Annotated in this window: 13 protein-coding genes; 3 read left to right on the top strand and 10 right to left on the bottom strand. The window is 70.9% G+C overall.

All coding sequences use genetic code 11. The annotated features are described in order from the left end of the window. Nucleotides 1-90: 90 nt before the first annotated feature. The 5 genes from I5071_RS38925 to I5071_RS38905 all read right to left on the bottom strand — a co-directional run bounded on the left by I5071_RS38925 (nucleotide 91) and on the right by I5071_RS38905 (nucleotide 4,827). Nucleotides 91-405: a hypothetical protein gene (locus tag I5071_RS38925; protein ID WP_236518455.1), complete on the bottom strand. Its 315-nt coding sequence runs from the start codon at nucleotides 403-405 to the stop codon at nucleotides 91-93. A gap of 34 nt (nucleotides 406-439) precedes the next feature. After that, nucleotides 440-1,027 (bottom strand): YdeI/OmpD-associated family protein, encoded by a 588-nt coding sequence (locus I5071_RS38920; RefSeq protein ID WP_236518454.1) that lies wholly within the window; start codon nucleotides 1,025-1,027, stop codon nucleotides 440-442. Then, nucleotides 1,011-2,369: a glycoside hydrolase family 1 protein gene (locus tag I5071_RS38915; protein WP_236518453.1), complete on the bottom strand. Its 1,359-nt coding sequence runs from the start codon at nucleotides 2,367-2,369 to the stop codon at nucleotides 1,011-1,013. The genes I5071_RS38920 and I5071_RS38915 overlap by 17 nt, the downstream gene beginning before the upstream one ends. After that, nucleotides 2,366-4,261, bottom strand: coding sequence for a nidogen-like domain-containing protein (locus I5071_RS38910; protein WP_236518452.1), 1,896 nt, complete (start codon nucleotides 4,259-4,261; stop codon nucleotides 2,366-2,368). Before I5071_RS38910 ends, I5071_RS38915 begins: the two co-directional genes overlap by 4 nt. Before the next feature lie 80 nt (nucleotides 4,262-4,341). Beyond that, nucleotides 4,342-4,827 (bottom strand): hypothetical protein, encoded by a 486-nt coding sequence (locus I5071_RS38905; protein WP_236518451.1) that lies wholly within the window; start codon nucleotides 4,825-4,827, stop codon nucleotides 4,342-4,344. Between the two features lie 161 nt (nucleotides 4,828-4,988). Between I5071_RS38905 and I5071_RS38900 the strand changes: the two genes are divergently transcribed. After that, nucleotides 4,989-5,492, top strand: a complete 504-nt coding sequence (locus tag I5071_RS38900) for a VanZ family protein (RefSeq protein WP_236518450.1) — start codon at nucleotides 4,989-4,991, stop codon at nucleotides 5,490-5,492. On the opposite strand, the gene I5071_RS38895 is transcribed toward I5071_RS38900, so the two are convergent. The 3 genes from I5071_RS38895 to I5071_RS38885 all read right to left on the bottom strand — a co-directional run bounded on the left by I5071_RS38895 (nucleotide 5,465) and on the right by I5071_RS38885 (nucleotide 10,209). Beyond that, nucleotides 5,465-6,733 carry a hypothetical protein gene (locus tag I5071_RS38895; protein WP_236518449.1) on the bottom strand — a complete coding sequence of 423 codons (1,269 nt, stop codon included), beginning with the start codon at nucleotides 6,731-6,733 and terminating at the stop codon, nucleotides 5,465-5,467. The two genes, I5071_RS38900 and I5071_RS38895, sit on opposite strands and share 28 nt — an antisense overlap. Continuing rightward, nucleotides 6,730-9,480 carry a hypothetical protein gene (locus I5071_RS38890; protein ID WP_236518448.1) on the bottom strand — a complete coding sequence of 917 codons (2,751 nt, stop codon included), beginning with the start codon at nucleotides 9,478-9,480 and terminating at the stop codon, nucleotides 6,730-6,732. Before I5071_RS38890 ends, I5071_RS38895 begins: the two co-directional genes overlap by 4 nt. A 135-nt stretch (nucleotides 9,481-9,615) precedes the next feature. After that, nucleotides 9,616-10,209, bottom strand: coding sequence for an HD domain-containing protein (locus I5071_RS38885; RefSeq protein WP_236518447.1), 594 nt, complete (start codon nucleotides 10,207-10,209; stop codon nucleotides 9,616-9,618). 67 nt (nucleotides 10,210-10,276) lie between these two features. Here I5071_RS38885 and I5071_RS38880 point away from each other — a divergent pair, with 67 nt between their 5' ends. Continuing rightward, nucleotides 10,277-11,113 carry an SDR family NAD(P)-dependent oxidoreductase gene (locus tag I5071_RS38880; protein ID WP_236518446.1) on the top strand — a complete coding sequence of 279 codons (837 nt, stop codon included), beginning with the start codon at nucleotides 10,277-10,279 and terminating at the stop codon, nucleotides 11,111-11,113. A 1-nt stretch (nucleotide 11,114) separates the two neighbouring features. On the opposite strand, the gene I5071_RS38875 is transcribed toward I5071_RS38880, so the two are convergent. Both I5071_RS38875 and I5071_RS38870 read right to left on the bottom strand, forming a co-directional pair. Beyond that, nucleotides 11,115-11,309, bottom strand: coding sequence for a hypothetical protein (locus I5071_RS38875; protein WP_236518445.1), 195 nt, complete (start codon nucleotides 11,307-11,309; stop codon nucleotides 11,115-11,117). 13 nt (nucleotides 11,310-11,322) lie between these two features. Beyond that, nucleotides 11,323-11,535 carry a hypothetical protein gene (locus I5071_RS38870; RefSeq protein ID WP_236518444.1) on the bottom strand — a complete coding sequence of 71 codons (213 nt, stop codon included), beginning with the start codon at nucleotides 11,533-11,535 and terminating at the stop codon, nucleotides 11,323-11,325. Between the two features lie 67 nt (nucleotides 11,536-11,602). Here I5071_RS38870 and I5071_RS38865 point away from each other — a divergent pair, with 67 nt between their 5' ends. After that, nucleotides 11,603-13,354 carry an N-acyl-D-amino-acid deacylase family protein gene (locus tag I5071_RS38865; protein WP_236518443.1) on the top strand — a complete coding sequence of 584 codons (1,752 nt, stop codon included), beginning with the start codon at nucleotides 11,603-11,605 and terminating at the stop codon, nucleotides 13,352-13,354. Nucleotides 13,355-13,356 lie beyond the last annotated feature (2 nt).

Genomic DNA, 13,356 nt, shown 5'->3' with positions numbered 1-13,356 from the left:
CGAAAAGTCGGCTCGCCCGCCGGTCCATACCGTCCGCGAGCTTCGCCCGCTCCCGTCCGGGACCGGCGGGACGAGCACTCCCGCTGGGACTCAGCCGCGGGTCGAGAGCGAGACGCGCTTGTCGAAGTTGCCGCTCAGCCGGCTGTACGTGAGCTTCGCGTCGATCACCGTCACCTGGTGATAGCCCGATGCAGGGTCGAGCTTGAGCTCGAAGCGCTGGGTGCGCGCGCTGCCTGCGAGATGGATCGCGGTCTCGAGCACGTGCTCGCCCGGCTCGATCTCCACGCTCACCGAGAACCCGTCGCGGAAGCTCCCGTCGTAGAGCATCCGCTCGCCGAGCCTCACGACCAGGCGCGGATCGTTCAGGAAGAACCCGGGCGGCGGAAAGCTCACGTTCAGACGCATGCGCAGTCCCCTCGCGCACAGGATGTCACGAGCGTCATCGCTCGTGGATCTTCTCGCCCTTCTCGAGCATCGCGACGAACTGCTCGATGCGACGGGCGCGGGTCTCGGGCTTCTTCGCGGTCTGGAGGCGATGCAGGATCGCGTAGCGGTTCGTCGCGTCGAGCTTCGCGAAGAACGCGCGCGCCTTCGCGCTCTTCGCGAGCGCGGCCTCGAGGTCGTCGGGGATCTTCGCGGTGCTCGGCGAGTCGTACGCCGCGTCCCATCGTCCGTCGGACTTCGCGCGCTCCACCTCGCGCAGCCCCGCCTCGCGCATCGCACCGCTCGCGATCAGCGCCTCGGCCTTCGCGCGGTTGATCTTCGACCAGATGCTGCGCGCCCCGCGCGGCGTGAAGCGCTGCAGCCACCACGCGTCTCCATCGCCCTTCTTCTGCCCGTCGATCCATCCGAAGCAGAGCGCGATCTCGAGCGCCTCCGGGTACGTGATCGACGCGGTGCCCGCGCCCTTCTTCGCGAGCCGCACCCAGAGCCCGCGCGACGTGACGTGGTTCGCCTCGAGCCACTCGCGCCACGCCTCGCGCGACGCGAACGCGCGCGTCTCCTCGGGCTCACGCTTCGAGGGCATCGCTCACTCCGTTCGCGCGGCAGATCGCGGAGTACACGTCCGCGCTGCGACGCGCGGTGCGCGCCTGCGTCGTGCGGTCGAGCGCGAGCAGACCGAAGGGCGTGGACCAGCCCTCCGCCCACTCGAAGTTGTCGATCAGCGACCACACGAAGTAGCCGCGCACGTCGGCGCCCTGCGCGATCGCGTCGTGCACCGCGCGCACGTGCGACACGAGGTAGCTCGGACGGCGCGTGTCGCTCGGATCGAACATGCCGTTCTCGGTCACGTAGAGCGGCATCCGCGGGAACGCGCGCGCGAGGCGCATCAGCTGGCGCGTGAGGCCCTCGGGGTGGATCTCGCCCCAGTCGTTCGACTCGGTGTGCACGGTCTCGCGCGCGTCGCGACGACCGAAGAGCTCGGCGGGATGGCGCGCATCGAAGCGCACGCGGTATCGCCCGTAGTAGTTGAGCCCTACGAAGTCGAGCGCCGGTCCGTTCGGTCCACGCAGCACCGGCGCGCTCTCCTCGCGCAGCGCGAGCGGGAAGCGCAGCCGCGCGTGCGCGAGGGCGTCGAGCACCACGCCGTTGAACGCCCAGTCCTGCGCCGTCGCGACCGCACGATCACGCGCGCTCGTCGAGTCGTAGGGATCGATCGCAGGCAGGTTGAGCACGAGGCCCACCTGCGCGTCGCGACGTGCGTCGTGCACCGCGTGGTACGCGGCGCCGTGCGCGACGAGCTGCGCGCGCAGCGCCCGCGCGCCGAGCACCGGGTTGCCCAGCCCGGGCGGCCACGCCTTGCCGACGTACGCCATGAACGCGAGCACCGACGGCTCGTTCAGCGTCGTCCACAGCGGCACCAGATCCCCGAGCCGTCGCGCGCAGCGATCCGCATATCGCGCGAAGCGATCGGGCGCCTCCTCGGCGAGCCAGCTGCCGCGCACCGCGAGCCAGTACGGCAGCGTGAAGTGGTCGAGGCCCACCATCGTGGTGAGCCCGATCGCGCGCGCCTTCTCGAGCATGCGCGCGTACCGATCGAACGCGGCCTCGTCGAACACCCCGGGACGCGGCTCGAGCCGGCTCCACTCGAGCGAGAGACGGATCGCGCCGTGTCCCATCGTGCGCGCGCGCTCGAAGTCCTCCTCGGCGCGACCGGCCCACCACTCGCACGCACGCCCCGCGCGATCGCCGCCGTGGATGCGCCCGCGCCGCGCTTCCCACGCCGCCCAGTCGCTCTGCGTCTGCTCGCCCTCGACCTGATGCGACGAGGTCGCGGTGCCCCAGAGGAAGCGCGGTGGGAAGGTGATCGCCGACGCGCCGCGCGGCGTGCGCGACGCGTCCTCTCGCTCGATCGTCGGTCGGCTCACCCGCGCATCGTACGACGACGACGCAGGCGGGTGATCGCCGCGAGCCCGATCACGATCGAGAGCGCGAGCGCGCCGTCTTGACGACCACGCTCCGCGCCCGCCGCGACGGTGCAGCAGCCATCGCCGGTGCTCGGCGGACGACGGCGGCGGCCCGCGTCGGGCTCGGTCGCGCCCGCGTCGAGCGGGTTGATCGGCGTGCCCGAGTCGACGCCGCCGACGCCGCCATCGGGCCGCGGGGTGCCCGCATCGACCTCGGGCGGCATCGCGACGCACGCGCCGGCGCGGCAGACCTCGCCCTCGGGGCACGTCGCGCCCACGCACGCATCGACGCACGCGCCCGCGCGGCAGACCATGCCCGGGCTGCACGAGACCGTCGCGCATCCGCTCGGCACGCAGCGTCCGGTGCTCGCCTGGCACTCCTCGCCGGTACCGCACGAGCCACCGAGATCGCAGCGCGCGACGCACGAGCCGTCGTCGCACGCGGTGCACTCGTCGCACATGACGCTCGCGCAGGTGTCGACGCACGCACCGCCGATGCACACGGTGGGCGCGGGGCAGGTCACGCCGCCGCACGCATCGACGCACTCACCGCCGCGGCAGCGCTCACCCGGCGGGCACGTCACGCCGACGCACGCGCTCTCGACGCAGCCGGTCTCGGTGCAGGTGAAGCCCGCGGGGCATCCGCCCTCGAAGCACGTGCCCACGCACGAGCCGTCGACGCAGCGCTGGCCCGACGCGCAGAGCGCGCCCTCGTCCTCGTCGTCGACGCTGCCGTCGCAGTCGTCGTCGAGCTGGTTGCAGCGCTCGGCGCGCGGCGTCACCTGGGGCACGCACGACGTCGTGCACGACGCGCCGCTGCACGCGCACGAGATGCGGCCCGCAGCGCACGCGCCTTCCATCTCGGTGTCGCACTCCTGGCCGGCGGTCGGGCACTGCACCGCGCCGCCGCGCAGCTGGAAGCGCCACACACCGGGCATGTCGACGTTCGACTCCTCGCACAGACGACGGTTGATCGTCTGGGTCGCGCGCGACCCGAGGATCTCGAAGAAGTTCGTCATGTTGCCGGCGTCGAAGCCCGACTGCGCGGCGGTGCCGGTCTGACAGCGACCCGCTCGACACTGCCCGGCAGGACGCAGCGGGATCACCGTGAACGGGCAATCCGCATCGGTCGTGCAGGTGCGTCCGTCGAGCGCGGCGAAGCCGCCCGTGCCGCCGCTCGCGGTGCCGGTGTCCCACTCGCAGCGGTTGAACCGGAACTCGACGTTGAAGTCGCCCGCGCTCTCGCCGCAGACGTCGGCCGCCTCGAGGATCAGCTGGAAGCTGTTGCGGCGATCGGCGCCGCAGTCGAAGTAGCCGACCTCGTCCCAGGTGAACACCGCGAGGCCTTCTTCGAAGTGCCACCACACCTGGTTGTTGGTGAACGGCTGACACGGCGCGCACTCGGTGCACGTCTGGCCGACCAACTCCCCGCACGAGCCGTCGGCGCTGCGGATGTCCACGTCGGCCCAGAAGGGCGCGATCATCGGCTGGTTCGCGACCGGGAACGGGTTCGGCGTGAACGTGCGGACGCGGCCGCTGAACGTGATGTTGCCGTTGGTGTTGACGTAGATCTGGTTGTGCGTGCGATCGAAGAAGCGCAGGCCCATCGGGAAGTAGGGCCGGATGTCGATCGGCGGTGAGCTGCCGTCGTCGTTCTGCGAGAGGCAGCTGGTGTTCGTGCCGAAGCCCGCCATCCCGCCGAACCCGGTGCGGAGATCGGTGCCGCAGTAGCGGTTCTGGGCCGGGTTGTCGTCCGTGTCGCCGGGCAGGCAGCGCTGCGCCGAGGCGGATGCACATGGAACCAGCGACGCGACGAGCGCGGCCACACAAGCAAGGTCACGAGATCGAAGCATCGGCGACACCCCTCGGGCGCCGATTCTACAGACCAGTCAAGGGGAATCCGGCGAAGGGGGCCGAGAAACCCCGCGACCGCTCACGCCGCGGCGCGACGCGCTTCGACCTGCGCGACCCGACGCGCGCCCTGCACGAGCAGCTGCGCGAACGAGCGGTGCGCGGGCAGCGATGCACCGCGCGCGTCGGCATCGACCCAGCGCGCGAGCGCGTCCGCGAACCGCACTGCGCCGTCGTCGAGCGCGAGCGTGTGCCGCACCTCGCGCAGGAAGCGCGACTCACCGGGATCGATCACACGATCGGCGAGCGCGGTCCACACCGCCGCTGCGTACGCGAGCAGGCGCTCGCGATCCGATGCGCCCGCGAGCGTGCGCCACGTCTCGCTCGGGCCGAGACCGATCGCGCTCGCCGCATCCTCGCTCGGATGCACCAGGCCCAGCGCGATCTGCGCCCCGCGCGCCGCCGCGATCTCGCGATCGGCCACCTCGCCGTCGGCCCACAGCGTGGCGACGACGAGATCGAGGAGAGCACGCTGCAGCGTGGCGTCGAAGGCGAGGAGCGCGGACATCGAAACCTCCGTGGCGCGTCGATGCGACCGACGACGTGAGACGCGCGAGCGCGGCGTTCGGTTCGTGCGTGTTGCAACCGAGCGAGCCGCGTCCTGATTCCCTCTGGGGCGACTCGTGCGCGACGGGAAGAGACCGACCGCCTCGCGACGTAGGATCCGCGATGCACACCGAACGACGCGGCGCGATCGCGCTCGCAGCGATCGTGTCGCTCGCGCTCGCGACGCTCGTCGTGCTCGCCGACGCCGATCGCATCACGCCGCTGCTCGTCTTCGTCCACGGTGTGCCGCTCGGCGACAAGCTCGGGCACCTCGTCCTCATCGGTCTGCTCGCGCTCGTCGTCGAGCTCGCGACCGGCGGGCGCAGCGTGTCGATCGCGCGCGTGCCGATCCGCATCGGCAGCGCGGTGGTGCTCGCGCTCGTGGTGCTCGAGGAGATCTCGCAGCGCTGGGTGCCGACCCGCAGCTTCGACTGCGGCGATCTCGCCGCCGACGTGATCGGCATCGCGGTGCTCGGCACGCTCGGCGCGCGCCTCGGTGCTCAGCGGGAGTGCTCGCTGGCGCGGGGCACGCACGGGAGCGTGCGGAGCACGTGGACGGCAGGGCCCCGCGCCGGCGAGCCGATCGTTGGAGACGTGGCTCAGCGCGCGGTGAAGCGCAGCACGTGACGGTAGACGAACGTGTCGCCGGTCTGTCCGTCGTTCCAGTCGACGTCGGGCCCTTCGACGTCGCTCGAGTAGTCGTAGACGACGAGCTCGTCCTGGCGCGCGCCCGAGATCATCGCGGGGAAGCAGGTGTCGCCGCGCGACGGCAGATCGATCACGAACGCGATGCGCTGCTCGCCCTGCACGAAGCGCCACAGCGCGCAGCGCTTCGGCGCGCTCGAGTACGCGAGCTGGTTGTCGAGCACGCGCCGCACGAACGCGCCGCTCGTCATGAGATCGTAGTGGCCGGTCTCGGTCACGTTGCGGCGCGCGATCAGATAGATCTCGCCGTCGTGCGCGAAGACCAGCGGTGAGTCGTACTTGCGAGGATCGGTCACGCACGACCACTGCGTGAGATCGTCCGCGGGCGCGCTGCACACCCGCGATCCGAAGCCGCTCGCATCGCCCGCCTCGAGCCGGATCACGCCGTGGAGCGAGCCGTCGTCGGCGAGCGCGAAGTCGGTCTCGCTGCCGCCGCCGACGTACACGCTGCGTCGCGCCTCGCTCACCGGCGTCCAGGTGCGACCGTCGCTCGTCGTCAGCAGATCGACCTCGATGCGCGGCTCGTCGACGAAGTCGTAGATCATCTCGCCGCCGAGGTACGCGGTCATGTACGGCACGTCGCGCTCGACGCGGGTGCGCCACGCGAGGTGACGCTCGAGCCCTTCGAGCAGCGCGAGCTCGCTCCACGTTCCGTCGCTCGCGCGCTCGCTGACGTGCACACCCTGCGGCTCGAAGTCGAAGCGGCTCGTGCCGAGGCGCGTGACGTAGAGGAACAAGCGCGCGGGCGTCCCGGGCAGTACCAGGAAGCGCGGCTCGCGGAGGTCGGATCCGACGTGGAACGACGCTTCGTGTCGCCACGTCCGCTCGTCCTCCGAGCTCACGACGTGGATGCGCGCCTCGGGGCTCGCGAAGTGATCGGGCGCGGTGCGCCACGCGAGGTAGACGCGGCCCTCGAAGCGCACGACGTCGAGGTTGTTGTTCGAGTGCATCGCCGCCGTCTCGGCGGGCAGTCCCTCGCTCGGCACGATACGGCTCGTGTCGATCACCTCGACGTCGTGGCGCCCCGGCTCGCTCGGCGGCGGAGGCGGTGGCCCCGCGTCGGGAAGCGAGCCCGCGTCGATCGGCGCGGCGACGTCGTCGTCACCGCAGCCGACCGTGAGCAGCGCGATCGCGAGCCCCACCCTCGCGATCGCGCCCTTCACTCCCAGACCTCGATCGTCTCGGGCGCGCGGGTGCGATAGGTCGCGTCCACGTAGTCGACCACGTCGAGCAGGAAGGTCTCCATCGCGGGCCCGTTCGGCGTGCTCTCGGGCGCGTCGGTGTAGAACGTCCCGTTCACGCACTCCGCGCCGCGGCACCGACCGTCGGGGAACACGAAGATCGCCTTCTGGAACCGGTGCGCCTCGGGCAGTCGCGGATCGGTCATGAAGTTCCAGAGCAGGAGCCCGGTCGCGAGCAGATCGCCCGGCTCCATGCCGTATCCGTGCAGGAAATAGACGACCGGATAGCGATAGTCGGCGTACTGCGCATCGAAATAGCCGGGCGGCAGGATGATCGTCACCGGGCCGCGGCGCTGCGCGGTGGGAGCATCGAAGTCCAGCTCGATCGAGTTCACGTGCTCGCAGCCCGTTCCGATCGTCTGGCAGAGCGAGTCGCGCACCACCACGCGATCGCCGCCCGGCCACCGGCGATCCATCGCCGCGAGCGAGGCGAAGAGTCGGTGCTGGATCTGCAGCACCGTCCCGACGTGACCGCCGTCGCCGTTCACCTTCTCGGCCTCGGTCGCGTCGATCGATCCGTAGCGGACCATCGAGTGACGTCCGATCTCGCTCCACGGCACGCGCGCGAAGTCGAAGTCGTCCTCGCGCCCGTCGAGATAGAGCGCGTTGTGCCCGTTGAAGAAGCGCACCGGGATGCCGCGCGACGCGAACGCGCCCATCGAGTGGTGGCCCATGACCACCCAGTTGAAGAGGTCGCGCACGCCGCCGTCGGCGAACACGTCCTGCGCGCGCGCCGTCGCATCGTCCATCTCGCGCAGCATCCCGCGCGGCGACGCGTCGATCATGCGCTGCGCACCGCGCGAGCGGGTGAACACGCCGTCGCCCTCGCCCGAGTCGTAGCCGCCGTCGGCGAGCTGCGCGGTGCCGTCGACTCCGTCGAGCCCGAAGTCGTCGAAGGGCTCGCCCTCCTCGCGATCCCAGTTCCCCTCGGTGCCCAGCGGGTTGTACTGGAAGTCGTAGTCGTCGCCGGCGGGATCGGGGTTCGTGATCGCGTCGTAGCCCTCTTCGAGCGGGCTCGGGGCTCCGTCGCTCCCGACGTCGCGATAGGGCTCGCGGCCATTGCGGATCACCGGCTCACCGGGATCGCGACGGCCATTGCCGTTCACGTCGACCGCATAGGCGACCTCGGCAGGAGCGTTGTTGTCGCCCTCGGGATTCCACCGTCCGGTGTCGCCCGGCATCTCCGCTCCATCGCAGAAGCTGATCACCGGATAACGACCCTCGGGGTTGTACTCGTCGTCGAACCAGCCGGTCGCCGCGACCTCGTCGCCGCCCACCGGCTCGGGCTCGATGCGGATCACGTTCGCGCAGCGCTCGGCGGGGAGGCGATATCGCTCCGCGTCGGGCGTGCCCGGGGGCGCGACGTTGGGGTCGTCCTCGTCGATGCCGGCGTCGGTGTTCGCGTTGCCGAACATCGCCGAGAGATCGCGGAAGATCTCGAGGTACTCGCGGCGATCGAAGCGACCGCCCTGACCGTCGTACGCGTCCTCGTACCACCAGTTCTCGAAGTGCTGCACGTGCTCCATGAACTGGCCGCGCGCGGGCGCACGATCCTGGGAGGCAGCGCTGCAGTCCACGGTGCCCGACTGGCGCTCTTCTTCCGTGCAGAACCCGCCGAGGTGATAACGACGGATGTACTCGAGCATGTATTGCCAATCCGTCGGACCACCGAGCGGAGCGACGAAGTCGAATCGATCGGGATTGCCGAGCCCGACTCGACCACTGCCACTGCCACCCATCGAGACGCCGGTGATGCCGCGATAGACGAAGCGGCGATCGCGACGCTGCGGCGCGTCCTCGCGCACCACCGCCTGATAGGTGCCGAGGCGCGGCGCGCGGAAGCGGAACACACCATCGCCCGCGCTGCCCTCGAACACCGGGTCGGCGATCGGCACGATGCGCGGCGCGCTCACGCCGGGCCCGACGTACGCGACCTCGACGTGGCCGCGATGCGCGTGCGTGGGCAGCAGCGCGAGGCGGATCGGCACCGCGAGATCGAGCTCGCGCGGGAAGCGCGTCTTGCCCGCCGTGCTGGCCAGCGACACCGCGGGGCCGAGCGCGCGGTAACCCTCGGGGAGGATCGGCGCGCTCGCGCATCCGATCGCGACGTCGAACGCGTCGACGTGGAACTCGTCGTCGCGCGACGCGCCCTCGGTGAGCCCGATCGCCGCACCGCGCAGCGTGCCGCTCGCGGCTTCGATCGCACCGCCGGGCGCGACGTTCCCGCTCGCCTCGCCTTCGCACTGCGGCAGCGTCGTGCCGGTGATCGCGACCTCGAGATCGGCCTCGACGCGCTGCCCGTCCTCGCTCGTCGCGATCGCGGTCACGGTGAGCACGCCCTCGGTGGTGCCGGTGATCTCGAGCGGGAAGCGCGAGGTCCCGAGGGGCTCGAACACGAGATCGGCGGGCAGCGCCTCGATCGATCCGGTGCCGGCGATCTCGAACGAGAGCGACACGTCGTTGCACGAGAAGTCGCGACGCAGCTCGATGCTCACGTCGCGCGTCGTGCCGACGGTCACGCCCGCCGTCGCGTGCGACCAGTCGACGCCCTGGAGCACGCACGGCGTGCCGCCGTCGGGCGCGGGAGGACCATCGTCGTCGTCGCCACACGCGCTCAGCGCGACGACGATCGAAATGAAGAGAAGCGCGCGGATACGGCAGTACGACATCGGGCGCGAGGATAACGCGACCGACTCGTGCGCTGGAAAGACCGAACTCGTGGTCGGGCGAGCGCGCTCACGCTGGCCAGTCGTACCGTTGAGCTGGCCAGTTCGGACATCCGCGATCGCGAAAATGAGTCGGGCTCAGATCCGGACGTCGATCCCGGTCGCGCGATGGATGTCGTTCACCGCCTCGCGCAGTCGATCGACGAGCGGATGATCGAACTCGTGCGCGAGCGCGCGCACCACCTCGCGGTAGTACCAGAGCGTCTCTTCGCGCGAGGCGGTGAAGCGCGTGAAGACCTCGTCGCCGATGCGTCGATGATCGTCGACGATGCTGCGCGCGTTGTGCAGCTTGTCGGCCGCGCTGATCAGCTTCACCTCGGCGGGCGCGTCGCGCAGGTGCGCGAGGTACGCGAGCTTGCGCGGCTTCCACGGCGCCTTGTTCTGCGCGTCGGTCGCGTCGGAGAGCGCGCGCACCAGCCGCGTGACGCGCGCGCCGAAGCGCGCCTCGAGCTCGGACGCGAGCGCGCCCGGGATGTCCTCGAGATAGTCGTGGAGCGCAGCCGCGCAGATCTGATCTTCGTCGCCGCCGTGCTCCATCACGAGCGTCGTGACCGAGAGCAGGTGCGTCAGGTACGGCACACCGCTGCCTTTGCGTGCGCGCGCTGCGAACGCGTCGGCCGCGAGCTGCAGCGCCTCTCCGACGCGCGGTCCGTAGAAGGCCTGCCCCGCCATGACTGGGATGCTGCCATGTGCGTGATAGGCTCGCGAGCCCGCGCGAGGCGCGAGCAGGAGACTTCGAATGACGACGAGCAAGATCCCCAGCGGTGCGCGTTCGGTCATCACCGGCGCGGGAAGCGGCTTCGGGCGAGCCGTGTCGCTCGCGCTGGCGGAGCGCGGTGCGCGCCTGCTGCTGAGCGACGTGTCGAAGGAGGGGCTCGGCGAGACGGTCGCGCTGGCGCAGGGGAAAGGCGCCCAGGTCGAGTCGATGATCGTCGACGTGCGCGACGCGGCGCAGATCGAGGGCATGGCGAAGCGCGCCGACGCGCTCTGGGGCGGCGTCGACGTGCTCGTGAACAACGCGGGCGTCGCGGTCGCGGGCGAGGTCGGTGCGATCCCGCTCGAGGACTGGAAGTGGCAGGTCGACATCAACCTCTGGGGTGTCATCTACGGCTGCCACTACTTCGTGCCGAAGATGAAGGCGCAGAAGTCGGGATGGATCCTCAACGTCGCGTCGATCGCGGGCGTCGTGTCGGCGCCGATGATGGGGCCCTACAACGTCACGAAGGCGGGCGTGATCGCGCTCAGCGAGACGCTCGCGACCGAGCTCGCGACGAGCGGCATCCAGGTGACCGCGCTCTGCCCGAGCTTCTTCCGCACCAACATCCACAAGGGCTCGCGCGCGACCGGGATGCTCAACGGGCGCACCGAGAAGCTCGTCACGCAGGCGAAGTGGAGCGCCGAGGAGATCGCGGAGCACGCGCTGCGCGGGCTCGAGCGCGGCCAGCTCTACGTGATGCCGCAGTCCGACGCGAAGGCGATGTGGCGCCTCAAGCGCGCGCTCGGCGGTGGGTTCTTCGGCGCGATCGGCGCGGCCGCGAAGCGCGGCGTGCTCGATCGCGTGATGGGCAGGGACTGACTCAGTGGGTCAGGGCCTCGCGCGCGGCGGGGTGGTGCTCGACGTAGTTCGTCGCCTGACCCCACGCGATCAGCGCGATCACGATCAGCGTCGGCACGATCAAGAGCAGCAGGACACCGAGCATCGCGCGCCTCATGGCGCGCGGGCTCAGCCCGCGGCCGAAGTACTCGTGACTGCGATCGAACGTCTCGGCCATGCGCGTGAGCTCCTTACTTCGCGCTCTCGATCGCGCTCTCGTCCGGGGTGACGATGCGATTGCGATCGCCGATCTCCGCGAGCAGCAGGATCACCGTCGCGACGAGAGGCGGGATGAAGAGCGCGAACAGCACGATCCCGACGAGCTTGCGCGCGTCGCTCTTGGTCGTGCGCTCGAGCGGATGTCGTTCGTAGACCTCGGCCATCTCGAGCACGAGCGCGTGCATCGTTCGCGCCTGTGAACGTGGGCGAGGCGCGTCGACACGCGTGGCGCGATTCCGCGATACTGCCGGCGTGGCGTACGACCTCGCGATCGTGAACGGGATGGTGGTCGACGGAACGGGAGCGCCCGCGCGGCGCGCCGACGTCGGCGTGAAGGACGGGCGCATCGTGGCGATCGGTGCGCTCGAGGAGCGCGCGACGCGCACGATCGACGCCGAGGGCGCGCTCGTGACGCCGGGCTTCGTCGACGTGCACACGCACTACGACGGCCAGGCGACGTGGGACGCGCAGATGCTGCCGAGCTCGGCGCACGGCGTGACCACCGCGGTGATGGGCAATTGCGGCGTGGGGTTCGCGCCGGTGCGGCCGCGCGATCGCGAGCGCCTCATCGCGCTGATGGAGGGGGTCGAGGACATCCCGGGCAGCGCGCTCGCCGAGGGGATCCGCTGGGAGTGGGAGCACTTCGGCGAGTACCTCGACGCGCTCGATCGCCGGCCGCGCACGATCGACGTCGCGGCGCAGGTGCCGCACGACGCGCTGCGCGTGTACGTGATGGGCGAGCGTGCGGTGGCGGGCGGACGCGCGACCGACGACGACGTCGCGCAGATGCGCGCGATGCTGCGGAGCGCGCTCGATCGGGGCGCGCTCGGGTTCTCGACGGGCCGCAGCGACAACCATCGCGCGAAGGACGGCAGCGAGACGCCCGCCGCCGACGCCGAGGCGCGCGAGCTCGCGGGCATCGCGCGCGCGTTCGAGGGGCTCGGGCGCGGTGTGCTCCAGGCGGTCAGCGACTTCGACATGCACGTCTCGCCGGAGCGCTTCGATCCCGAGTTCGACGCGCTCGAGGCGATGGCCGAGGCGGCGGGCCGGCCCCTCGCGATCTCGACGCTGCAGCGCGACTCGGCGACCGATCAGTGGCGCAAGATCCTCGCGCGCATCGAGCGCGCGAGCGCGCGCGGCGTGACGATGAACGCGCTCGTCGCGCCGCGTCCGATCGGCGTGATCCTCGGGCTCGACGCGACGTTCCATCCCTTCATCGGGTTCCCGTCGTACAAGGCGATCGCGCACCTTCCGCTCGCCGAGCGGGTCGCGATCCTCTCGCGCCCCGAGGTGAAGGCGAAGTTGTTGAGCGAGCGTTCAGAAAAGGTCGCGGGCGATGGATCGCCGATCCCGCCGCTCGCCGATCAGCTGCTCGCCGCGGTCGACTTCGTCGCGATGCGCCTCTTCCGCATGGGCTCGACGCCGAGCTACGAGCCGCAGCGCCAGGACGCGCTCTTCGCCGAGGCGATGCGCCGCGGCGTGCCTGCGCTCGAGGTCGTCTACGACGCACTGCTCGAGGAGGGCGGCAACGCGCTGCTCTACTTCCCGCTCTACAACTACGGCAGCTACTCGCTCGACGACGTCGCGGAGATGCTGCACCACCCGCGCGCGATGGTCTCGCTCGGCGACGGCGGCGCGCACGTCGGCACCATCTGCGACGCCAGCATGTTCACGTACTTCCTCGTGCACTGGGCGCGCGATCGCGAGCGCGGTCGGTTCACGATCGAAGAGGCGGTGCGAAAGCTGACGAGCGAGCCCGCGCGCTGGGCGGGCTTCGCCGATCGCGGCGAGATCACGATCGGACGCCGCGCCGATCTCAACGTGATCGAGCTCGACCACCTCGCGCTGCGCGCGCCGCGCCTGGTGCGCGATCTGCCCGCGGGCGGAAAACGCTTCCTGCAGGACGCGATCGGCTATCGCGCGACGATCGTGCGCGGCGAGACGATCGCGACGAACGGCGCGCTCACCGGCGCGACCCCGGGCCGCGTCGTGCGCCCGTCGTGAGC

Origin of the sequence: Sandaracinus amylolyticus (assembly GCF_021631985.1) — a bacterium.
GTDB lineage: Bacteria > Myxococcota_A > Polyangia > Polyangiales > Sandaracinaceae > Sandaracinus > Sandaracinus amylolyticus_A.
This window is presented reverse-complemented; position numbering and strand designations above follow the sequence as displayed.

Coding starts and splice junctions, on each gene's coding strand:
- I5071_RS38890 (WP_236518448.1), bottom strand. CDS start 9,480: ATGTCGTACTGCCGTATCCGCGCGCTTCTCTTCATTTCGATCGTCGTC.
- I5071_RS38920 (WP_236518454.1), bottom strand. CDS start 1,027: ATGCCCTCGAAGCGTGAGCCCGAGGAGACGCGCGCGTTCGCGTCGCGC.
- I5071_RS38905 (WP_236518451.1), bottom strand. CDS start 4,827: ATGTCCGCGCTCCTCGCCTTCGACGCCACGCTGCAGCGTGCTCTCCTC.
- I5071_RS38885 (WP_236518447.1), bottom strand. CDS start 10,209: ATGGCGGGGCAGGCCTTCTACGGACCGCGCGTCGGAGAGGCGCTGCAG.
- I5071_RS38900 (WP_236518450.1), top strand. CDS start 4,989: ATGCACACCGAACGACGCGGCGCGATCGCGCTCGCAGCGATCGTGTCG.
- I5071_RS38925 (WP_236518455.1), bottom strand. CDS start 405: ATGCGTCTGAACGTGAGCTTTCCGCCGCCCGGGTTCTTCCTGAACGAT.
- I5071_RS38910 (WP_236518452.1), bottom strand. CDS start 4,261: ATGCTTCGATCTCGTGACCTTGCTTGTGTGGCCGCGCTCGTCGCGTCG.
- I5071_RS38880 (WP_236518446.1), top strand. CDS start 10,277: ATGACGACGAGCAAGATCCCCAGCGGTGCGCGTTCGGTCATCACCGGC.
- I5071_RS38875 (WP_236518445.1), bottom strand. CDS start 11,309: ATGGCCGAGACGTTCGATCGCAGTCACGAGTACTTCGGCCGCGGGCTG.
- I5071_RS38870 (WP_236518444.1), bottom strand. CDS start 11,535: ATGCACGCGCTCGTGCTCGAGATGGCCGAGGTCTACGAACGACATCCG.